The sequence below is a fragment of the Croceicoccus esteveae genome (assembly GCF_031846435.1).
Taxonomy (GTDB): Bacteria; Pseudomonadota; Alphaproteobacteria; order Sphingomonadales; family Sphingomonadaceae; genus Croceicoccus; species Croceicoccus esteveae.
Map to the genome: position 1 here is coordinate 588410 of NZ_JAVRHS010000001.1, position 20385 is coordinate 608794.

Annotated in this window: 20 protein-coding genes; 6 read left to right on the forward strand and 14 right to left on the reverse strand. The window is 58.4% G+C overall.

What is annotated here, in order from left to right:
- Positions 1–28: 28 nt before the first annotated feature.
- The 5 genes from RM533_RS02790 to RM533_RS02810 all read right to left on the reverse strand — a co-directional run bounded on the left by RM533_RS02790 (position 29) and on the right by RM533_RS02810 (position 2372).
- Positions 29–262 carry a DUF4170 domain-containing protein gene (locus RM533_RS02790; protein WP_311339649.1) on the reverse strand — a complete coding sequence of 78 codons (234 nt, stop codon included), beginning with the start codon at positions 260–262 and terminating at the stop codon, positions 29–31.
- Between the two features lie 94 nt (positions 263–356).
- Positions 357–938, reverse strand: a complete 582-nt coding sequence (locus tag RM533_RS02795) for a hypothetical protein (protein WP_311339650.1) — start codon at positions 936–938, stop codon at positions 357–359.
- A gap of 77 nt (positions 939–1015) precedes the next feature.
- The gene (locus RM533_RS02800; protein ID WP_311339651.1) at positions 1016–1318 is read right to left on the reverse strand and encodes a hypothetical protein; all 303 of its coding nucleotides are present in this window, start codon (positions 1316–1318) and stop codon (positions 1016–1018) included.
- A complete protein-coding gene (locus RM533_RS02805; protein ID WP_311339652.1) occupies positions 1318–1752 on the reverse strand; it encodes a phage holin family protein in 435 nt (144 codons plus the stop codon). The genes RM533_RS02800 and RM533_RS02805 overlap by 1 nt, the downstream gene beginning before the upstream one ends.
- Before the next feature lie 83 nt (positions 1753–1835).
- The gene (locus RM533_RS02810) at positions 1836–2372 is read right to left on the reverse strand and encodes a hypothetical protein (protein ID WP_311339653.1); all 537 of its coding nucleotides are present in this window, start codon (positions 2370–2372) and stop codon (positions 1836–1838) included.
- A gap of 250 nt (positions 2373–2622) precedes the next feature.
- On the opposite strand from RM533_RS02810, the gene eno reads away from it, so the two are divergent.
- Both eno and RM533_RS02820 read left to right on the forward strand, forming a co-directional pair.
- On the forward strand, positions 2623–3906 hold the full coding sequence (gene eno, locus RM533_RS02815; RefSeq protein ID WP_311339654.1) for a phosphopyruvate hydratase: 1284 nt from the start codon (positions 2623–2625) through the stop codon (positions 3904–3906).
- A gap of 257 nt (positions 3907–4163) precedes the next feature.
- Positions 4164–6077, forward strand: a complete 1914-nt coding sequence (locus tag RM533_RS02820; protein WP_311339655.1) for a M13-type metalloendopeptidase — start codon at positions 4164–4166, stop codon at positions 6075–6077.
- Between the two features lie 4 nt (positions 6078–6081).
- On the opposite strand, the gene RM533_RS02825 is transcribed toward RM533_RS02820, so the two are convergent.
- The 6 genes from RM533_RS02825 to RM533_RS02850 form a co-directional block, all read right to left on the reverse strand.
- Entirely contained in the window at positions 6082–6381 is a 300-nt protein-coding gene (locus RM533_RS02825) for a hypothetical protein (protein WP_311339656.1), read from the reverse strand.
- A gap of 61 nt (positions 6382–6442) precedes the next feature.
- The gene (gene ribH, locus RM533_RS02830) at positions 6443–6868 is read right to left on the reverse strand and encodes a 6,7-dimethyl-8-ribityllumazine synthase (protein WP_311339657.1); all 426 of its coding nucleotides are present in this window, start codon (positions 6866–6868) and stop codon (positions 6443–6445) included.
- A gap of 28 nt (positions 6869–6896) precedes the next feature.
- Entirely contained in the window at positions 6897–8201 is a 1305-nt protein-coding gene (gene ribB / locus RM533_RS02835; protein WP_311339658.1) for a 3,4-dihydroxy-2-butanone-4-phosphate synthase, read from the reverse strand.
- Positions 8202–8486: 285 nt separating this feature from the next.
- Positions 8487–10727 carry an EAL domain-containing protein gene (locus tag RM533_RS02840; protein WP_311339659.1) on the reverse strand — a complete coding sequence of 747 codons (2241 nt, stop codon included), beginning with the start codon at positions 10725–10727 and terminating at the stop codon, positions 8487–8489.
- A gap of 112 nt (positions 10728–10839) precedes the next feature.
- Complete coding sequence (locus RM533_RS02845) at positions 10840–11454, reverse strand: OmpA family protein (protein WP_311339660.1); 615 nt, start codon at positions 11452–11454, stop codon at positions 10840–10842.
- Positions 11455–11467: 13 nt separating this feature from the next.
- Positions 11468–13342 carry a cation:proton antiporter gene (locus RM533_RS02850; RefSeq protein WP_311339661.1) on the reverse strand — a complete coding sequence of 625 codons (1875 nt, stop codon included), beginning with the start codon at positions 13340–13342 and terminating at the stop codon, positions 11468–11470.
- A gap of 220 nt (positions 13343–13562) precedes the next feature.
- Between RM533_RS02850 and RM533_RS02855 the strand changes: the two genes are divergently transcribed.
- A complete protein-coding gene (locus tag RM533_RS02855) occupies positions 13563–14441 on the forward strand; it encodes a YihY/virulence factor BrkB family protein (RefSeq protein WP_311339662.1) in 879 nt (292 codons plus the stop codon).
- A 48-nt stretch (positions 14442–14489) separates the two neighbouring features.
- Here RM533_RS02855 and RM533_RS02860 read toward each other — a convergent pair whose 3' ends face one another.
- Both RM533_RS02860 and RM533_RS02865 read right to left on the reverse strand, forming a co-directional pair.
- Positions 14490–15062, reverse strand: a complete 573-nt coding sequence (locus RM533_RS02860; RefSeq protein WP_311339663.1) for a YceD family protein — start codon at positions 15060–15062, stop codon at positions 14490–14492.
- Positions 15059–15580, reverse strand: coding sequence for a ubiquinol-cytochrome C chaperone family protein (locus RM533_RS02865; protein WP_311339664.1), 522 nt, complete (start codon positions 15578–15580; stop codon positions 15059–15061). Before RM533_RS02865 ends, RM533_RS02860 begins: the two co-directional genes overlap by 4 nt.
- Before the next feature lie 268 nt (positions 15581–15848).
- Between RM533_RS02865 and RM533_RS02870 the strand changes: the two genes are divergently transcribed.
- The 3 genes from RM533_RS02870 (at position 15849) to hslU (ending at position 18458) form a co-directional block, all read left to right on the forward strand.
- A complete protein-coding gene (locus tag RM533_RS02870) occupies positions 15849–16367 on the forward strand; it encodes an outer membrane protein assembly factor BamE (RefSeq protein WP_311339665.1) in 519 nt (172 codons plus the stop codon).
- A 208-nt stretch (positions 16368–16575) separates the two neighbouring features.
- Positions 16576–17142: an ATP-dependent protease subunit HslV gene (gene hslV, locus RM533_RS02875; RefSeq protein WP_432265008.1), complete on the forward strand. Its 567-nt coding sequence runs from the start codon at positions 16576–16578 to the stop codon at positions 17140–17142.
- Between the two features lie 14 nt (positions 17143–17156).
- Complete coding sequence (hslU, locus tag RM533_RS02880; RefSeq protein ID WP_311339712.1) at positions 17157–18458, forward strand: ATP-dependent protease ATPase subunit HslU; 1302 nt, start codon at positions 17157–17159, stop codon at positions 18456–18458.
- A 54-nt stretch (positions 18459–18512) separates the two neighbouring features.
- On the opposite strand, the gene RM533_RS02885 is transcribed toward hslU, so the two are convergent.
- The gene (locus tag RM533_RS02885) at positions 18513–20327 is read right to left on the reverse strand and encodes an ABCB family ABC transporter ATP-binding protein/permease (RefSeq protein WP_311339667.1); all 1815 of its coding nucleotides are present in this window, start codon (positions 20325–20327) and stop codon (positions 18513–18515) included.
- Between the last annotated feature and the right edge of the window lie 58 nt (positions 20328–20385).

Here is a 20385-nt window from a genome sequence, read left to right on the forward strand (position 1 = left end):
CTGATCTTTCTTTAAACGCCGTCTTTGCTCAGTTTTTTTCATCATCCGAGAGATGCGGTTCGAGCAGCCGGTGAAGATGTACAATGACATACTTCATCTCTGCGTCGTCGACCGTACTCTGGGCCTTGCTGCGCCACGCTTCCTCGGCACTGGCAAAATCACCGAACACGCCGACCAGATCGATTTGAGACAGATCTTCAAAGTCAATGCCGCGCGGATCTTTTACCCGTCCGCCCATGACCAGATGCAGCTTGTTGCTCACCAGTTTCTTCCAATCTGACGTTTAGTTCGCTTGTGGAGACGGGTTCGGCACGCACCTGCGCGCAGGTGCGTGCCGACCGATCTGGTTTACGCCATCAACGATGCAAGCGTGATGCGAGCTCATGTGATTTATTGTCGACGACACGAGCACCTTGCTTGACCGCGTCGGCGGTGTGATCGCCGGCTTCCACCACCCGATGCTTGATTTCCTCGCCAAAGGTGGAGGACCTGTCGATGAAATTGCCTGCCGCTTCGGCCAACCGATCGGCGATCTCCTCGAGCGTTTCATGGCTGGCACCGGCAGCATTCTGCGCCAGATCCAGCAATTGCGATCCATACTGGTTGGCAAGTTCCGCAATTACCCCGCCGGTTGCAAGAGCAGAGCGGCGAACTTTGCGGCCAGGTTTGCCGGGCAGCGCAAGTGCGACCAGCGCACCTGCCATCACGGCTCCCGAGACCGCAAGTACGGGATGTTCATGCACGAACGTCTTGGTGACCGAAACAGCGTCCTGTGTCTGGTTCTTGATAGTGTCACGTGCCGGCGCAGTGCTTTGGGCGATCCGCTCCTGTGCGGCAGCAATACGGTCGGATAGCGTCTGGTCTCCTCCTGCAGCGGCAGTACCGGCAGTGTGGTCCTTGCCTGGGTAGCGATCGTCGGAAGTTGGTGTGTCGGGCATTTGTTGCTCCTGAAATTGTTTAATCCGCGTGGCGCGTCTGGCGATTACAAAACCGCGCTCGAGCGGCCACGTGATGGTTAATCGTCGTCTGAATGGCCAATGCCGAGGATTGCGCCCAAAGCACCAAGCACCGGCTTGTGAAGAACAAGTGCACCCAGTGCGATGGCACCGATCTTGAACACCTGCGGATGTTCGGACGCTGTATCGCTCGCTTCGTGCACGATGTGCCGACCCTCATCCGTCACGCGTGCCTTGATGCGTTCACCAATACCAGCCGCATCAAGATCTGCCTTCACCAGATCTTTCTGGGTTCGAAAGATTTCATGCGCAGCGTTGCGTGTAGTCTTTGCCTGCAACACTTCATATTCAGTAACCGGCATTACCGTTTCTCCGTCGTGACTACAGACTTCACATGTTGCAGCTTCTTTTGTCCGTCACGAACGAGCAAATATGCAATCAGCAGGTAAACCAGCGTCACAAGTGCGGTCGATCCCCAGATCGTGATCAGCTGTCCTAGTGCAATGACCAGTCCGACGGTCAGCGCTATGGCTGCAAGAAAGGCGATGACACCGGCGGCTGCAAACCTGGCAGCGATGCCTCCAGCCTTGCCTGCGGCGTAGCTGGCACGCTTCTTCTGGAAGTCCAGTTCCGCTTCTGCCAGCAGCTTGCCGTCCTGAACGAGCGCCTTTGCGTCTTCTACCAGTGACCGGTCAGCCAATGCTTCGTCAGTCGGCACGGTCCGCGTTGTTTCGATGCGCGGCTCAAGCGGTATGGTGGTCTTCCTGCTGCCTGCAGGCACAAAGGTGTCAGTCATACAAGGCCCCCCGGAGGATCGCCTCAACTATGTCAGCCGATCCTGCTCTCATGTCATTATCTGTCACATTCATAACGGTGCGATCAGTCCCCGGAGCGCAGGAGGCGCGCCAGCAGATATCCCGTTGCAGCACCAATGCCGATCGCGGTGCCGGGGTTCTTGCGGATGAATTCCCGTGCATCATCAGCCAGTTCATCGACACTCTTCTCGTCAAGGCGGGATGCCTGATCATCCAGAGCGCGCGACGCACTGCGGGCGTAGTCACCATATTTTGGACCGAGGCGCTCATCGAGCGTATCGGCGTTGTCAGAAATGACCCGGCTCAGCGACGACAATCCTTCACTTGCGCGCGCCTTGGCATCAACCGCCATGTCACTGGCCTTCGTCTTGGCCTGCTCGCCATAGGCAGATGCGTCGGAGCGCACCTGGTCACGCTTGTCCTGCGCACGATCACGGTAATCTTGACCGCGATCGACGGCTTCTGACTTCAACGCCTGCACGCCGGCTTTCGCTTCGCTGACCGCGCTTGAAAAATGGGATTTCGCCTCGGAGCGATGATCTCCATCAGCGGCGCTCGTGCCGGCAGCGGTTGATCCGTAAGGAGAGGTGGGTTCGGCCATGATTTTTTCCTTCTTGCGCTGGATGGTTTGGCGATAGCAAATATCGGCGTTTCCATCTTCACGTAGTTTCGGGGGTAATTGCCTCTCGACAATACTCCTGTTCGCACACTTAACGACTGTTGCCAGTCAAGGTTCCGCCAATTAGGGCAGTGGCGAAACGGCAGGAGTTGCCTCAACGCAACTGGTGCAGGAGCCGCAAGGACAGTCCCTTCACGGAACTGGTGCGGTGTGAACAAGGAACAGGATCATCATGACTGCTATCATCGACATCCACGCACGACAGATACTCGATAGCCGAGGCAATCCGACGGTCGAAGTTGATGTCCTGCTGGACGGAGGAGCATTTGGCCGCGCGGCAGTCCCCTCTGGCGCTTCGACCGGCGCGCACGAAGCGGTTGAGCTGCGTGACGGGGATGCAGCGCTATATGGCGGCAAAGGCGTAACCAGGGCAGTGGCGGCAGTGAACGGCGAAATCGCTGACCTGCTGCTCGGTCTTGACGGCGAGGACCAGCGCGACATTGATCTTGCCATGATCGAGCTGGACGGCACCAACAACAAGAGCCGGCTTGGCGCCAATACGATCTTGGGAACCAGCCTTGCCATTGCCAAGGCCGCTGCGGATGCGCGAGGCCTGCCGCTTTACGCTTATGTGGGCGGCGTCGCCGCGCATCTCCTACCCGTGCCAATGATGAACATTATCAATGGCGGCGAACATGCTGATAATCCGATAGACTTCCAGGAATTCATGATCATGCCCGTGGGGGCGCAATCGCTCGCAGAAGCGGTGCGCTGGGGTTCTGAGATATTCCACACGCTCAAAGGTGCCCTGCATGACAAGGGCCTTGCCACTGCCGTTGGCGACGAAGGCGGCTTTGCGCCAGCGCTGGCCAGCACGCGCGATGCGCTCGACTTCATCATGCTCTCGGTCGAGAAGGCTGGCTTCAAGCTTGGCGACGATGTTGTCCTGGCGCTGGATTGCGCGGCGAACGAGTTCTATCGCGATGGCCGCTACGAAATTGCCGGGGAAAATCTGTCTCTCGATCCCGAGGGGTTCGCGCAATATCTCGCCCGTCTTTGCGATGATTACCCGATCCTTTCGATCGAAGATGGCATGGCCGAGGACGATTTTACCGGTTGGAAGACGTTGACCGACATGATTGGCCAGCGTGTCCAACTGGTCGGAGACGACCTGTTCGTCACCAATCCCGAGCGGCTGAGCATGGGAATTGGCAAGGGACTGGCCAATTCATTGTTGGTCAAAGTCAATCAGATCGGCACTCTTACCGAAACGCTGGAAGCCGTCAGTATTGCCCAACGCGCCGGCTATACTGCCGTGATAAGCCATCGCTCGGGTGAGACCGAAGACAGCACGATTGCCGATCTTGCCGTTGCCACGAATTGCGGCCAGATCAAGACAGGCTCGCTTGCCCGTTCCGATCGGCTGGCAAAATACAACCAGTTGCTACGCATCGAGGAAGATCTCGGCGGCAGCGCAGCCTACGCCGGTAGGGGAATTTTCTCCGGCCTCTCCTGAGCGCTGACGACACAATGGCGCAAGCAGCGTCAGGAGAAACTGACACAGCAATTGCAGGCTTGGGAAGTTCTCTTTAGATGAGGCAACGCCGCCCCAATTTTGCCACAATATCTGGCGGGGCGGTGTTGCATTGATCCCTGTCATGGCCCTGATCCGGAATTGCCTTGTTGTTCGTTCGTTCTGCTATCCTGCCGTTGCTGCTGTTGACTGGCCTTGTCGGGGCTGTCGCCGCGTGCGCACCTGATAGTCCGGAACAAGTGTCTCCTCTGCAGGGCACGGAGATAGGGATCAATGTCGAGGCGCTCGAAAGGTCAGTAGATCCCGGGAATGATTTTTACCGATATGCCAATGGTGGGTGGATTGCAGCTACTGCTCTCGATGATGGCCAGCAAGAAACAGGCCCGCTCCTGTTGGCGCGGCAGAGACTGCACACCCAACTGCGGGAAATGCTGGAAAATCCATCGCGGCAATCAGCGCGGCTGCCTGAGCAGATCGATGTGATCTATCGATCATTCACTGACGAAGCAGCAATCGAACGCGATGGTCTGCGTCCGTTGTGGCCCGATCTGCAACGCTTTGTCGCAGTGAGAAACACGCAGGAATTGTCCCGTATCCTTGGCGAACAGTCACGTTCGGGCGCTGTTCTGCAGACTGGAGCTGGCAGGACCCGTTCGCTGTTCAATCTGGTTGCATCCGGCAGGATCGGGGACGATGCTGTAGCCCATGTGACGCCCGGCGGCCTGGGCCTTCCCGATGCAGGCATGTATTCATCCAATGCACGTGCCGATGTGCAGATCCGCTCTGCTTATCTGCGACACATTGCCGAGATACTGCAAATTGCCGGCTTCAGCGATACCCGCACCCGCGCAGCGCGCATTCTGGAGCTGGAAACGCAGATTGCTGCTGTACAGGAGGGTGCGTCAGCTGCAAATTCCCTGTCGCAAGCACAGGTGCGGACGTTTGATGATCTGGATAGGCAGGGCGGAGGGCTCGAGTGGGGTACCTATGCCGATGCGGCCGGGTTTCAGCGGCAGAGCAGCATAGCTTTGAGCGACCCCGTTGTCATTGACGGTCTTTCGCAGCTGATCGGATCGCAAGCTCTGATCGCATGGAAGGAATGGCTCATTTTCCATCAGATCGACGGCAATGCAGATCTTTTGCCAAACAAGGTGCGTTCAGCACATTATCGGTTCCAGAAGACGCTGTCCGGTGGAGAGGCGCAGCCCTCCCGACGATCGGCAGCTCTGCGCTTCCTGAGCCATTATTACAATGATGCACTTGGGCAGGAATATGCCGAACGATTCTTGACCCAGGATCAGCGCCGGGACCTCGAAATCATCTTCGCGCGTGTTCGCAACTCTCTTCTGGATCGGCTGGCCAAATCTGAGAGCTTCGCTGATGATCAGATCGACGCATTGCAGCAACTGGACGATCCTGAAAAGGAGCGTGGGCCCGCGATGGAGCTGAAGATAGATCTGAACAGCGCAAGCCTTTACGATATTGCCGGCGCCGTCCGGGAGGCACGCTATGCCCGTTGGCTGAAGCTTCTTCGCAAACCAGTGGATGCTGGTGGTGTCCTCCGGTCGGCAGAAGGCGTGTCGATACCGGTCGGTCGGCGGTTCTCACTAGCGGCGGAGTTCGTGCAGCCACCATTTTACAATCCCGCAGCCGATCCGGCGGCAAACTACGGCGCGTTAGGAGTGATCATTGCCAGTAGACTTGCGCGTCTGGCGCATCCGGCCGGTCAGATGAACATGCCAGAACATGCTGGTGCGGGGCTGTGGGCGGGTGCAGGATCAGGTTTCAGCGCCGCCTTTATGAATGTGGCTGCCGGCAAGGAAGGTTCTGACAACCCGGCGAGACAGGCTGAATTGTTCCAGTTGGCGGGGCTGGTGGCGGCGCATGATGCTTATCGCGCCTCTCTGGCCGGCAAGGAGCCACCGGTAATCCAAGGTTTCACCGGCGATCAAAGGTTCTTTATTGCCTATGCACAATCATTGGCATTGAAGCACCGCAACGAAGAAACCCGCCCATCAAGGTCTCGCGATGCCACCACGGACAGCGCCGATTTCGTGTCAGCAGTGCGGCATCATGATGCCTGGTACCGAGCGTTCGACGTGGAACCGGGAGATGCGCTTTACCTGCCGCCAGACGATCGGTTGATGCTTTGACAAGTCAAGCCTGACCTTTTTTCACCTCTTCATGGGCCTGCTCCTGGAGCTGTTCCGCGCGCTTTATTTCTCGCTTTTTCTTCGGGCTGAGCAGATATTGCCATACGCCCCAGCCATTGACAAAGACCATGGCGAGGTTTTGCAGTGCAATCGGAGCGTTGTCGTCCAGCAATCCTGCCACGATCCAGGCCACCGCCACAACGACGAACAGCACGAATGCCCAGCCTGTGACACGCCGGCCGCGGTCAGAGGCGATCAACCCTGCCGCAACGATTGTTCCAACGGCCGCAAACCACTGGAGCATGTCCATCATGAACGATACTTTCAAAAATCCCGGTTAGCAGCAGGACCAGTTCCAGGCCTTGCTAGTTCCCGGAAAAATTGTTCTTCAGTTCAAGCAGGCGAATCGCGGCACGTGCTGCTTCACCGCCTTTGTCTTTCTCAGCCGGGTCGGCTCTGACCCGGGCCTGTGCTTCATTTTCCACCGTCAGGATGCCATTGCCAATCGGCACGCCGTCCATGGTGAGTGCCAGGATACCCCGTGCGCTTTCGCCGGCCACAATCTCGAAATGATAAGTTTCGCCGCGTATGACCACGCCGAGTGCCACAAAGCCGTCGTATCGTCCGCTTTCCGAGGCCAGAGCGATCGCTCCGGGGATTTCAAGCGCTCCGGGAACGCAGATGGTTTCCACTTCATGACCCGCTTCGGCCAGCGCAGCGCGCGCTCCGCTCACCAGCAGGTCGTTGAACGTATCGTAGAACCTTGCCTCGACAATCAGGAAGCGTGCCATAGAAACTCCAGCGCAAGTCAGCCGCAGGTCAACCTGCGTCGAAGGTCAGAGGACGCTCGCCAACGACGGTCAGGCCATAACCCTCCAGCGCGATGAGCGAATGCCGCGTATTTGTCAGCAGGATCATGTCCTGCACGCCGAGTTCCGTCAGAATCTGTGCGCCAGCGCCATAATCGCGTAACTCGTCAATCTCGTCCGCCGATACAATCTTGCTGCGTGCGGTCAGCGCCTTGGTGAAATAGTCTGGCCGGTTGCGATTGATAACGACAATGATGCCGCTGCCTGCTTCGGCGATGATCTGCATCGATTTTTGCAAGGCCCCGGTGCGCGGGTTGTCATCATTGAAGACGTCATGAAAGACATTGAGCGTATGCATGCGAACAAGCGTGGGTGTGCCTTCTACCGCTTGGCCCAGCACCAGAGCGACGGTTTCATCGCCTGTTCCGCGGTTGTAGAACGTCATTGCAGTCCAGTGACCACCCCACCTGCTGGCAAATCGCGTTTCTGCCCGTTTTTCCACCAGATGATCATGCTTGCGTCGATAAGCGATGAGGTCACGGATCGTGCCGATCTTCAGATCATGTAACCGGGCAAAAGCGATGAGATCGTCCATCCGCGCCATGGACCCGTCTTCTTTCATGATCTCACAGATCACGCCGGACGCGTTCAACCCCGCCAGCCGCGAGATATCCACCGCCGCCTCGGTATGACCGGCGCGCACGAGCACGCCACCGTCGCGTGCAACCAGCGGGAACACGTGCCCTGGTGTTACGATGTCATCAGCTGTTTTGCTGGCATCTATGGCGATGCTGATCGTCCGGGCCCGGTCAGCGGCACTGATGCCGGTGGTGACACCCTCGCGCGCTTCGATCGAAGTCGTGAAGGCTGTTTCATGCCGGGTGCGGTTTTGTCTGCTCATGAGCTCAAGGCCGAGTTCCTCGACGCGTTTGCGTGCCATGGCCAGACAGATGAGCCCACGACCATGTGCGGCCATGAAGTTGATCGCATGCGGAGTAGCCATTTGAGCAGGAATGACAAGATCGCCTTCATTCTCGCGATCTTCATCATCGACAAGAATGAACATGCGTCCGTTTCGTGCTTCGTCGATGATCGCCTCTGGCCCGACGAGCACGGGTTGATCATCATTCTCGTCAAGAAACCGTTCAAGTTTCTTCAGGGTTTCTGCTGTCGGATTCCATTCATCCATCGTGCAGTCGCGCAAGCTGTTGGCGTGAAGCCCTGCTGCGCGTGCGATTGCCGCGCGCGACATCATGCCCGACTCGACAAGTTCGCGAATTTTACGCTGTGTGGAGTTGGTAGAATTGGTGCCCATGCAGCTGTTTTGCACAGCGCAATGTGCGCGGCAAGCTTAAAGTCACACTAAAAGAGGGTAAATGCGTATTTCGGCGCTGAATGCCGTTCGTCTGCAGCCTCAATACAAAAGAACCCCGCTGATAAGCGGGGTTCCAAAGTTTCTGAAGGTGGTGCTTAGTACCAGCCACCACCAAGAAGGAATTCCCAGAAACCCTTGCCGTGGGTAGGCTTCATCTTCTGCTTCATAATGTATCTCCATTCTTGAGATACTCAGAATAGCGAAAACGAAACCGTTAATAAAGTATTAATTTCGGTATAAGGATTTACCACTAGCAAACTGTTCCTGCATGGCGCCGAACTCTTTTGGGCGGCCGAGCAGATAGCCTTGGCCAATGGAGCAGCCCAAGCTTCTGAGGATTTCCAGTTCCGCTGTTGTCTCGATACCCTCAGCAACCAGACGCAGATTGGAATGGCTCGCGGTCTGTGCGACTGCGGCGATGATCATGCGCGCCCGATCGTTATCCTGCGCAAGACGCACGAAACTACGGTCTATCTTCAACTCGTCGCAGGGAAGATCCACCAGAAGCGACAGATTGGCCTCTCCTGTGCCGAAATCGTCAAGTGATACAGCGAAGCCACGCTCCCGCAGCTTGGACAGATTGGTAGCTGCGGCCGCAACGTCAGGAATTCGCGTGGTTTCGGTTATTTCCAATGTTATCGCCGAAAAAGGGGCACCGCCATCAGCAACACTGGAGCAGACGAATTCTACAAAATCAGGTTTGCTGATCAATGAGGCCGATATATTGACGGCGATGCGCCGGTCCGGCGCGGGATGAGAGCCAATTGCCCGTGCGGCACTGCGCAAGATATGCGCGGTAAGAGGCAGGAGTCTTCCGGCCTTTTCAACCTGGGGAATGAATTCAGCGGGACTGATTTCGCCGCGCTCCGGGTGCCGCCAGCGCACTAGGGCTTCGGCGCCGATGATCTCCCACGTCGCAAGATCGCGCTGCGGCTGGTACTCTAGGTAGATCTGATCGTGGGCGATTGCGTGGTCGAGGGCAGCGTGTAATGACAATTGCCATTGCGCATCCTTGCCCGTTTGCTCGCTCACGAACGCGACATGAGATGGTCGGCTTGCCGCCGCCTCGGCGGCTACAACAGTGGCGCTGACTGCTTGCTGTGGCTTGGCCGCAGCGCTGTCGAGAATGCCGAAGGAACAGGCAAAATCCAGATTACGATTGCCGACGACAAGCGGCGCGTTGGCAAGTGCCAACAAGCCGGTAACATGATCGTTGTCATGAGAAGCCGCCGGATCGAACCACGCAAAATGGCCCGTTCCGTCAGTATACAGGCGCCCTTCGCGTCCAATCGAAAGGCGATGCTCGATCTGCTGAACAAACTGCTTGTGCAAGGAAGGCTCTAGGCTGGCCAATATCTCTTCGAACCTGGCCACCCTGGTCACAATGAGGCGGCTATCGCTGCTCATTTCTTCCTGCAAGGCGTTGAAATTGGGCAGTCCGGACAAATTGTCCGTATTCGCGGCGCGGGCTTGCCAAGCACTCCTTGCGCGCAAGGCAATGAACAGCAGCGTACAAAGGAGAGCGGCGCCGATCTGGGCAAAACTGTTCCAGTCGGCAGCGATGATCGGCAACAGCAGTGCGATCAGCACAGCAAGAGTAACAGCCGGACGTCGAAACGGCTGTTGGAGCCAGATGCTGATCAGCAGGATGAGGCAGACCAGGCCAAGCGGCAGGAACCAGGGAAGGATGTCCGGCGCGCCCTGGATCAGTGTTTCAGCTGCGATGAGCGTGACATAAATTGAAGGAACACGACCGCCGGGTATCTTGGTTCCGCTCAACCCTTCCGCGGCGGCCGTGCCGATGATGATCCGTTTACCAGCAAGGTCATTATCCCGAGGGATGCCCCTTGCCACTTGATCGAGAGCGTAAACAGTAAAATCAGCGCTTTGGTAATGATAATCGAGCAGGAACGGTTCTTCCTGGTGCGGCTTTCCTGCAATAGCTGCCGGGAACACCGGAACATCCTGTGTGCCAAGAGAAAATACCGACGTGGTTTTCCACGGGTAGCCCAGCGCGGAATAGAAATAGACGTCGAGCGTGTCCGTGGCGCCGGGCAGCTGGGCTTCCTTGCCAAGCACCTGACGCAGGCCGCCGTCGCTGGCGGCGAGCTTCTTTTGCCATCCTACGGTGACCGGGACCGTAGTGGCCGCAATCGCTGCCTGCAACTCGGCTACTCCGCTGTCGCCGCGGCTGAAGCTGCCTTGCAAGAAAATAGCCTCTGGACGATATGCGGACAAGGCGCGAATGGCCTTTGCCTGGCTTGCCGCAATCGATTGCTCTGCGCCAGATGCCGGGTTCGTCACATTGATGAGCACCAGCTCGTCTGACACGGGCTTGGGCATGAACTGCGAGGTGGTGACCCAGAACGCCTCGTCAAGCGGATCGCTGATACCGGCAAGTGCCAGGAACGCTGCCGCAAGAGCAGAGATCAGCAGTTGCGATACTGGGACAAGCTTGGCAGGCATCGGTCAGATTACGATCTTTGTTTGCGGCTGAAGACAGCTTTAACAGGTAACTCTTTACCAAATAGTTCGGCTGTCGTGCGCTAAGCGCCTGCGAGACAGGATTGAGCGATGTTCAAGGGATGTCCGTTTCTGGCACAGCCGCCTGCGATATGCTTGCCGGGTCGGCGGTGGCAGACGTTGGCGGGGCAATATGAATTTCCACGCGCCGGTTGCGTGCTCTGCCATTCTCGTCAGGACTGCCGTCAAGACGAGCATTGGGAGCGATCGGACGCATCTCTCCCATGGGTATGACGTCAATCCGGTCCGGATCGGCTCCAGCCTCGCGCAGCGCTTCCGCCACTGCTTCTGCACGATTGCGCGATACCCGCAGATTGGCTTCGTCACTGCCGACGGAATCCGTGTGACCACGGATGGTGATCTGTCCTTGAGCAGCAAATTGTTCAGACTGCACCGCCTGCATGATTGCAGCCTGAGCATCAGGCATTTGTTTAAGCGCACGACCTGACCAGGGCACCACAACAACAAGCGGCTGCATCGGCGGTTCTTCGACCGCGTCAAGCGTTGGGTCCTCCCGCAGGATCGAAACCGGCTCTGGCGGCGCGACAGGTTCGTCCTGGACCTGTTGCGGGCTGGCACCGTTGGCATCGCTGGTGCTGGTCGCATCGCCGCTACACGCAGCAAGCACAAGCATGGCGGCAAGTGGCGTCGCATGTGCAGCTTTGATCATCTGGGCAGTATCCTCAACCTGGCTTCAGTTCGGCGCTGGCTTCTGCCTTCGCGCTTGCCTTTGCGCGCTTCTCCTTGCGCGCCTGCACCTTGTCGGTAACCGGATCTTCAGCAGGCGAATAGGAAACCACGGTATCGCCAGCGGCGGGTGTCGGCCGGCTTGCATGGGTAAAGAAGCGGATGGAGCCGTTCTTGCGCACCAGCAGCAGGAAATCCGCCTCATCGGGCAGAGCTGCCTGCGCTTCTTCAAAACCGAATTGCTCTGAAAGGCGCGTCTTGCGAAACTCCCAGCCCTGCTGCTGACGGCGATAGATTTCATCCATGTCGACCCCGGACGCGAACAGACTGCGTCCCCGAATCGAGGCGGGCAGAGCTCGTGGATCATCCGGATTGCCAGCTTCGCCAAGCTGATAAACCGCGTCGCGACCGATCCCGGGCGCGAACTCATTGCAGACCAGAGCGTTGTAGGCTTCGTTCTCGGTCGCCGCGACCATCACGGCAAACTGCGAAAGGTCGAGCGAATGTTCAGTTGATTCGGCCAGGATCTCGCCGTGATACGTCGCGAGCCCTTGCTGCCGCGCGCGGGACAGTCGCCACCAGCTGGTGTCAGCCAACATCACCGCCACCTTCAGATCAGCCAGTTCCTTGGCAAGTGTAATGGCCCATGGCGTTGCTCCTACAAGCAGCAGACCAGGCGTGGCGGATCCGGTAACGCCGAGCCATTTGGCAACGATCCCGACTGTAAATCCGTGCGCGACAATGGTTGCCACTACCACGGCAAACGACAGGCTGATCAGGATGGAGCCATCTGCATAGCCAAGATCGGAAAGGCGCAAGGCGAACAGACCTGAAATCGCCACTGCGACAATACCGCGTGGCGCGATCCAGGACAGAAAGATACGTTCGTTCCAGGGCACCGGGCTGAAGGCAAGGCTGAGCAGCACCGTGACCGGGCGCACGACAAACAGGATGGCAAGCAGGAAAAGGATGAACTGCCATTCAAGCAGCTTCAGCGTCTCTATGTCCAGCGATGCTGACAACAGCACGAAAATGCCGGAAACCATGATGACCGCGACGTTCTGCTTGAACGGGTGAATGTCGCGCAGCGAATCGACCCGCATATTCGCAAGCGCAATCCCCATGATGGTGACGGCAAGGAGGCCCGTCTCCTGCTGGATGAGGTTCGATCCGACGAACAGGGCAACCACAAAAACCAGCAGAACCGGCGCTTTCAGATATTCAGGCACCAGTCCGCGGGGAAAGCTCCATGCGATTACCCAGGCTGCGGCATAGCCAAGCACTGCTGCTGCAATGGCGGCAAAGACGAGGCTGGGAACGACGTCGAGCAAGCCCGCGCCATTGGCCGATGCGCGAAAATATTCATAGGCAATCACCGCGCACATGGCGCCGAAAGGATCGTTTACAATCGCTTCCCATTTCAGGATCGCTGCGGGCCGCGCCGCGATGCTGGACTGGCGCAGCAGAGGCAGCACCACGGTTGGCCCCGTCACCACCAGAATGCCTGCAAACAGGATGGAGACCGGCCAGACAAGACCTGCGATGTAATAGCAGGCAAGCGACCCTGCGAACCAGGCAATCGGCACGCCGAATACGACCAGCCGCCATACGGCGCCGCCGGTTTGCTTCAGCTCCCGAAAGTTCAGGCTCAGCCCGCCTTCGAACAGGATCAGGGCAACACCGATTGCAATCGCTGGTTCAAGCAGTTCGCCGAATGCATGGTGCGGGTCGATGATCCCCAGGATCGGTCCGGCCAGAAACCCGGCCGCCATCATCAGCACGATGGCGGGCCAGCCGGTACGCCAGGCAACCCATTGGGCACCTATGCCCAGAACGCCGATAAGCGCAATTACCAGTGCCTGTTCTTCCATGCAGGCATGCTGCTGCCATAGGCCGACCGGCAGAGCAAACGAAAGCTGACTTGCGCCTGCTGCGGCGCGACCGCTAAGGCGCGGCTGAGACCTGCGGCAGGGTCCAAGCCCACAGTCTGGGCCGAAGGTGCAACAAGGCGGGCCGGATTGTCATGCCTGCAAGAAGGTGACAGGGCTGCACAAGTGACAGGGCCGCACGAGCGGTGAGCGGGGGCAATAGGTGATCGGGTACAAGGCAGCTTCTTACCGCGGGCTACGCGATGGTCTTGTCAATATCGCCCGGCAGACCTGGAGCCGGGCAAGCGATGACAACATCGGGCTCATTGCTGCCGGTGTCGCGTTCTACAGTTTTCTCGCGATGATCCCGCTGATGGCGGCCACTATCCTGATTTACAGTCTGGTTGCCGATCCTCCGGCAATATCCGCGCATTTGCGTGCCATCGCGGGCCATCTTCCGGGCGAGGCAGCCCGCCTCGTGGAACAGCAGCTGACATCTGTCGTACAAACCTCGTCTTCCAAGAAAGGCGTTGGCCTCCTTGTGTCTCTTGCGATAGCGCTCTTCGGTGCACGCAAAGGCGCAGGATCGTTGATGACCGGCCTTAATATCACGTTCGCCTGCAAGGAAGACCGGGGGTTCATTGCACAGAATCTGACCGGAATAGCGATTACCATCGGTTTTGCCGTCATGGCGGTACTGGTCGTGATTGCAATCGCAACGCTTGGCGCCTTGGGAGAACTGTGGCCGGCTGGACCGCCCGCCGTCATCAGTCTCGGCAAGCTGTCTGCGAATCTTGTCCTTGCGGCTGCAATCGCTGGCGGGGCAGCGCTGCTGTTCCGGTTTGGTCCTGCTTGCCGCAAGGCACCGCTCAAATGGTTAAGCCCAGGCTCAGTGCTGACGGCGGCAGGCATGGTGCTGCTCACCATCGGGTTCGGCTTCTATGTCGCGAATTTTGGCAATTACAACGCGACTTACGGCTCGTTGGGTGCAGTGGTCGTGCTGCTTACGTGGATATGGCTTTCAGCCTACATCCTGCTTCTGGGAGGCGAATTGACCGCCACCTTGCTCGAGCTTGAAGTTGCACAGGACGGCAGTGGCTAGCGGGCCTGCACCCACTTTGCGGAGCTGACCGGCTTGGGGCCACCCGCGCTATCGGCCTTGGGACCCAAGCGTTTTCAGCACGGCAAAGGGGCTGTCCTTTTCCGGTTCGTCCAGTCCGACCTGTTGCCTGACGACGTCTGCTTCGGGTCCGGTAAGGAACGGGTCAATCGCCAGGGCCAGGCTTTGCGCCACGGCTTCTCCGAGGTCGAAGCTGTCTCCGCTGTAGAAGATTTCATCAAGATCCTCGGCACCAAGTTCCAGTTCCTCCGGCAGATCGGCACGGGCCGGGACGAACAGGAAATTGAGCGGCTCGGCAAGCTCCACTGCAAGGTCGGCATCGGACACCGCACACGCCTGAACGATGCTGGCATGAAGCATCCCTTGTGCGTGCACGTTGTTGTCATCGCGTTCGCCATCGCGCCAGATTGTGACATTTGCGCTGAGCCTCTCGACAGCCACGATGCCAAAGCGCACCGCCAGCCTTTCCTGCTCCTGCGCATTTGCGTCGATCGTCACGGAGCTGCCATTCGCATGCCGCACGTTGAACATGCGGCTGAGTTCGGATTGGCCGGTCTGCTGGTTCATGTCGAACTGTTCACTTGTGTCAACCTGTCCGTTCACTTCGGATTGTCTGGCAGAGTCGCGATGTTCCCCTGCAGGAGATCGGCCATCGGCACCGCCGCAAGCCGCATCTGCTGCTCACGCAGTCCAGATGCCAATCGCGTGCCATCATCCTCGGGATCAAGAGTCGTAATATTGCGCCGGGCAGCTTTTGCAAGATTGCCGTCACTATCTTGCAGGCCGGCCCGGTAGGCCCCAAGCCGCCCGCCCAGGGCTGACATCAATTTGCCCATGCGCTTGCCCACCACGAGATCGCCAACTCCAGCCTCTCTCAGCTGTCCATCCATGTCGTCGATGAACAGCTCCGTCAGCCGTGCCGCGGTTTCGCCTGCGTTCTCCTGTTCAAGCCGCAGCAGCACCAGCGACAGGACCGCGCAGATCATGTCGAACCGTCCCTCAAGATTATCGGCTGCGCCGTCACGCTCGTACCAATGCGGTTCGCGGGCAATAGCGACGATCCCATGCCATAACGAGGTCAGGTCGGCAGGTGGTCGGCGATTGAAAAGGCGCTCAAACACGGCTGGGCAAACTCCATTATCTGCTGAATACCGGGCGTCTGCCTACAGCCAGGCATTTGCGCATGAGCTCAAGCAAGTATTCAGCCGGGATTAAACCGATCCCTGCAACGGTCAGCCTGTCACGCCGCCGCCTCTTGTGCCGTCGGCTGCGAAACCTTAAGCGGCGGGATGACCCTTTCCATAGAGTGAATGCAGCGGGTTTGGCAAATGCGTTCACTCAAGTCGGGATAGTGGCACAAGGTCGATCGGGAAAAGCATGGAAAGCAAGATGATGAATCCTACAAAGGTGGTAAACGCAAGACGTTCTGCTGCGCCTGGTTTGTCCCTTTCGGCAAGGCTCTGCTTCTTGCTGGCCGCAGCTTCGCTGATTGCCGGGTGCACATCGATTAAGGATCAGCGCGGCTACATCAGCGATGCAGCGCTGTCGCGTTCCATACAGCCCGGCATCGACAACATCCGCTCGGTCGAGAACACCTTGGGACGTCCGACCTTTACCAGCCAGTTCGGCGAGCCGGTGTGGTATTACGTCAGCAGTGCCACCGAGCGTGAACTGCTTGGCGGGTCCGACATTGTCGATAATGAGGTCATGCGCATCTATTTCGATGCTGCCGGCAATGTCGCGGAGGTAAACACCACCGGCATGGAACTGGTCAGCAACATCGACCCCAACGGCAAGACGACGCCCACTCTGGGCAAGGACCGCAGCTTTCTTGAAGATCTTTTTGGCAATATCGGCAGCGTCGGTGCTGGTGGATTGGGTGGTGCGGCAGGCCTGCCGGGCAACTGACCGGCGCAAGCGGAGGCAGCGGATCAGCTGCGGTCTGCCTTGTCGATAACCTTGATTGGCCAATCGGCGCCGCTGGGCGACTGGCGCTGTTCGATAGGGCCGGGAGACAGCGGTTAGATCTAGGGGCTGAAAATAGAGCGGCGTATCAAGCCTGCGTGATCTGCTGTAAGCGTGTTGAACCTGTGTGTTTGTGCCCCATATGGCCGCCATGCATTCAGATCATGACAGCCGCGCCATGCTGCAGTGGCATTCCACCACCATAATCGGCGTCAAGCGCGGCAACAGGACCGTCATTGCCGGTGACGGTCAGGTTTCCATGGGCAACACCGTGATGAAGCCCAATGCGCGCAAGGTGCGCCGGATCGGCGAGGGCGGGAAGGTCATCGCGGGTTTTGCCGGCGCCACTGCGGACGCTTTCACTTTGTTCGAACGGCTTGAGCGCAAGCTGGAGCAATATCGCGGGCAATTGATGCGTGCTGCGGTCGAGCTGGCCAAGGATTGGCGGACCGATAAATATCTGCGCAATCTGGAAGCGTTGATGATCGTTGCCGATGCGGACGTATTGCTGGTGATCACCGGCAATGGCGACGTTCTTGAACCCGAAGGCGGCATCGCTGCGATCGGTTCAGGTGGCAATTATGCACTGGCCGCTGCCAAGGCGCTCGGCGATTATGAGCAGGACCCGGAAAAGATCGCTCGCCGCGCCATGCAGGTCGCCGCAGAGGTGTGCGTCTTTACCAATGATCAGGTGACCGTCGAGGTCATCGAACCATGAGAACTCCCGATACGATGAGCATGAACCTTACTCCCAAAGCGATTGTTGCTGCGCTTGACGAGCATATCGTCGGCCAGGACGAGGCCAAGCGTGCCGTTGCGGTGGCGCTGCGCAACAGGTGGCGGCGTCAACGCCTGCCCGATGAATTGCGCAACGAGGTGACGCCCAAGAACATCCTGATGATCGGCCCCACGGGCTGCGGCAAGACCGAGATCAGCCGCCGTCTTGCCAGGTTGGCCGAAGCGCCGTTCGTCAAGATCGAGGCGACGAAGTTTACTGAAGTCGGCTATGTGGGCCGGGACGTGGAGCAGATCGCCCGTGATCTTGCCGAAGAAGCGATCCGGCTGGAAAAAGACCGTCGGCGCGAAGCCGTGCGTGAGGCGGCCTCGGCCGCGGCCATGAAGCGGCTGCTCGATGCACTGGTCGGCGACAGCGCCAGCGAAGCCACGCGGGAAAGCTTCCGCCAGCGGGTTGTCGACAATCATCTTAACGAAACCGAGGTGGAGATCGAGGTCGAGGATCAGCCCAACATGAACATGGAACTGCCCGGCATGGGCGGAAACATGGGCATGATCAATCTTGGCGACATGATGGGCAAGGCGTTCGGTGGTCAGCGGATGAAGCGGCGCAAGCTGCGCGTCGCGGATGCATGGGACAAGCTGGTCGACGAGGAATCCGAAAAACGCATGGACCAGGACGATGTGGCGCGGGTCGCGCTGCAAAATGCCGAGATGAATGGCATCGTCTTTCTTGACGAGATCGACAAGATCGCCGTTTCCGACGTGCGTGGCGGATCGGTCAGCCGGGAAGGGGTGCAGCGCGATCTGCTCCCGCTGATCGAGGGCACGACCGTTGCGACCAAATATGGCCCGATGAAGACAGACCATGTCCTTTTCATCGCCAGTGGTGCCTTCCACGTCTCCAAACCGTCCGACATGCTGCCCGAACTTCAGGGGCGGCTGCCGATCAGGGTCGAACTGAAAGCGCTGACGGAAGCCGATTTCGTGCGCATCCTGTCGAAGACGCGCGCTAATCTGGTTGAACAATATGTGGCGCTCATCGGCACGGAGGAGGTCGTGCTCGAGTTTACGGCCGAGGCGATTGACGAGATCGCGGCAATTGCCGCGCAGGTGAACGAAAGCGTTGAAAATATCGGCGCAAGACGGCTTCAGACGGTCATGGAAAAGCTGCTCGAGGAAGTCAGCTTCGACGCCGAGGAGCGCAAGGGCTCGACCGTGACTGTCGACCGCGATTACGTACGCGAACGCCTGCAGGAGCTTGCACGCGACAGCGACCTGTCGAAATATATTCTTTAGCCTGACACGATAGCCTGAGGCGCGGCGCCGTGTCTTGATACCGGCGCTGCTGCTTCAGACGGCGGCATGGTCTGCCTGCTCGACAGACTGACGCGACCACATTTCAGCGTAAAGTCCAGCTTGCCGCAGCAATTGCGCATGGCTGCCAGTCTCGACCAGCACCCCCTGATCAAGCACGAGGATCCGGTCGGCATCCACAATGGTGGAAAGCCGGTGGGCGATGGTGAGCGTGGTGCGGTGTTCGGCCACCTGCCGCATCGTGGTCAGGATGTTCTGTTCTGTCCGGCTGTCAAGAGCGCTGGTTGCTTCATCGAACAGGATGATGGGCGGGTTCTTGAGAAGAGTGCGGGCAATCGCGACCCGCTGCTTTTCCCCACCTGACAGCTTCAGGCCGCGCTCCCCTACCTGGGTATGATAACCCTGCGGCAAGCGCTCGATGAAGCCATCGATTGCAGCACCCATGGCTGCGGCAGTAACTTCGGCCGGTGTGGCGGCGGCGCGGCCATAGGCGATGTTGTAGCCAATCGTGTCGTTAAACAGCACACTGTCTTGCGGCACGATACCGATGGCTGCCCGCACGCTAGCCTGCGTCACCGTCCGGATGTCCGCGCCTGAAATAAGAATGCGCCCTGCCTGCGGATCATAAAACCGGAACAGCAGGCGCGCGAGCGTCGATTTGCCAGCGCCTGATGGCCCGACGATCGCGATGCGCTCGCCGGGCTCGACTGTAAAGTTGAGACCGTGCAGGATCATGCGATCCGGGTCGTAACCGAAATGTACATTGTCGAAAACGATGCCGGCATCGCGGACGACCAAAGCTGGCGCACCGGGAAGATCGGCAACTTCGATCGGGGTATCGATCAGCCTGAACATCTCGGCCATGTCTATCAAGCCTTGCTGCACGGTTCGATATACCCACCCCAGCATGTCCAGCGGCCGAAAAAGCTGCGTCAGATAGGTGTTAACGAACACCAGATCGCCAGTGGTAAACTCCCCCTTGCTCCACCCCCAGACCGTATAAGCCATCGCGCCCGCCATCAGCAGGTTCGTAATAAGGGACTGCGCCATGTTAAGCAGGCCGAGCGAGTTCTCGGACTTTACGGCGGCCTGGGCATAGGCGCGGGCAGAGGTGGCGTAGCGGTTTTCTTCGCGTGCTTCTGCGCCGAAGTATTTCACAGTTTCATAGTTCAGCAGGGAATCGACGGCGCGGCCAAGCGCCCGGCCATCAAGATCGTTCATCTCGGCACGCAAAGCTGTTCGCCACAAGGTGATCCACCGAGTGACAAGGATGTAGGTACATACCGTCAGCGCTGTTGCGAGCACGAGCCCCCAACCGAAATTGAGGTAGAAGATAATCGCCACTGCAATAAGTTCTATGATCGTAGGCGCAATGTTGAACAGCAAAAAATAGAGCATCGAATCAATGCTCTTTGTGCCACGCTCGATCGTCTTGGTAAGCTGTCCGGTGCGACGCGACAGATGGAACCGCAACGACAGGCGATGCAACCGCGAGAACACATCCTCGGCAAAGTCACGCGTCGCTTCCTGTCCCACGCGTTCGAAAACGATATTACGCAGATTGTCGAACACCACGCTGGCAAACCGGCCAAGCGCGTAGGCCAGCACAAACGAAAGTGCGACCATGACCGCTTCATTTGCTGGCGTTGCCATGGAATCGACAGCGCGTTTGTAGGCAAAGGGCAGGGCGAGCGTGGTCGCCTTGGCGAGCAGCACCAGCATCATGGCGATAATGATCCGGCGTTTCAGCACGGCGTCATGGCGAGGCCACAAGTAGGGAATGAAGCGTTTTAGGGTCGTCCAGTCAGCAGCTTGCGACAGGCTTTCGGAAGTGGCGGTGTCTGGTGGCATCTGCTGCCATGTAGGTCGTGGCCAAGCGATTGACCAACGGTTTGCGTGCCGCACTCTG

Coding starts and splice junctions, on each gene's coding strand:
- RM533_RS02795 (WP_311339650.1), bottom strand. CDS start 938: ATGCCCGACACACCAACTTCCGACGATCGCTACCCAGGCAAGGACCAC.
- RM533_RS02800 (WP_311339651.1), bottom strand. CDS start 1,318: ATGCCGGTTACTGAATATGAAGTGTTGCAGGCAAAGACTACACGCAAC.
- RM533_RS02805 (WP_311339652.1), bottom strand. CDS start 1,752: ATGACTGACACCTTTGTGCCTGCAGGCAGCAGGAAGACCACCATACCG.
- RM533_RS02810 (WP_311339653.1), bottom strand. CDS start 2,372: ATGGCCGAACCCACCTCTCCTTACGGATCAACCGCTGCCGGCACGAGC.
- eno (WP_311339654.1), top strand. CDS start 2,623: ATGACTGCTATCATCGACATCCACGCACGACAGATACTCGATAGCCGA.
- RM533_RS02825 (WP_311339656.1), bottom strand. CDS start 6,381: ATGCTCCAGTGGTTTGCGGCCGTTGGAACAATCGTTGCGGCAGGGTTG.
- ribH (WP_311339657.1), bottom strand. CDS start 6,868: ATGGCACGCTTCCTGATTGTCGAGGCAAGGTTCTACGATACGTTCAAC.
- ribB (WP_311339658.1), bottom strand. CDS start 8,201: ATGGGCACCAATTCTACCAACTCCACACAGCGTAAAATTCGCGAACTT.
- RM533_RS02840 (WP_311339659.1), bottom strand. CDS start 10,727: ATGCCTGCCAAGCTTGTCCCAGTATCGCAACTGCTGATCTCTGCTCTT.
- RM533_RS02845 (WP_311339660.1), bottom strand. CDS start 11,454: ATGATCAAAGCTGCACATGCGACGCCACTTGCCGCCATGCTTGTGCTT.
- RM533_RS02850 (WP_311339661.1), bottom strand. CDS start 13,342: ATGGAAGAACAGGCACTGGTAATTGCGCTTATCGGCGTTCTGGGCATA.
- RM533_RS02870 (WP_311339665.1), top strand. CDS start 15,849: ATGATGAATCCTACAAAGGTGGTAAACGCAAGACGTTCTGCTGCGCCT.
- hslV (WP_432265008.1), top strand. CDS start 16,576: ATGCATTCAGATCATGACAGCCGCGCCATGCTGCAGTGGCATTCCACC.
- hslU (WP_311339712.1), top strand. CDS start 17,157: ATGAGCATGAACCTTACTCCCAAAGCGATTGTTGCTGCGCTTGACGAG.
- RM533_RS02885 (WP_311339667.1), bottom strand. CDS start 20,327: ATGCCACCAGACACCGCCACTTCCGAAAGCCTGTCGCAAGCTGCTGAC.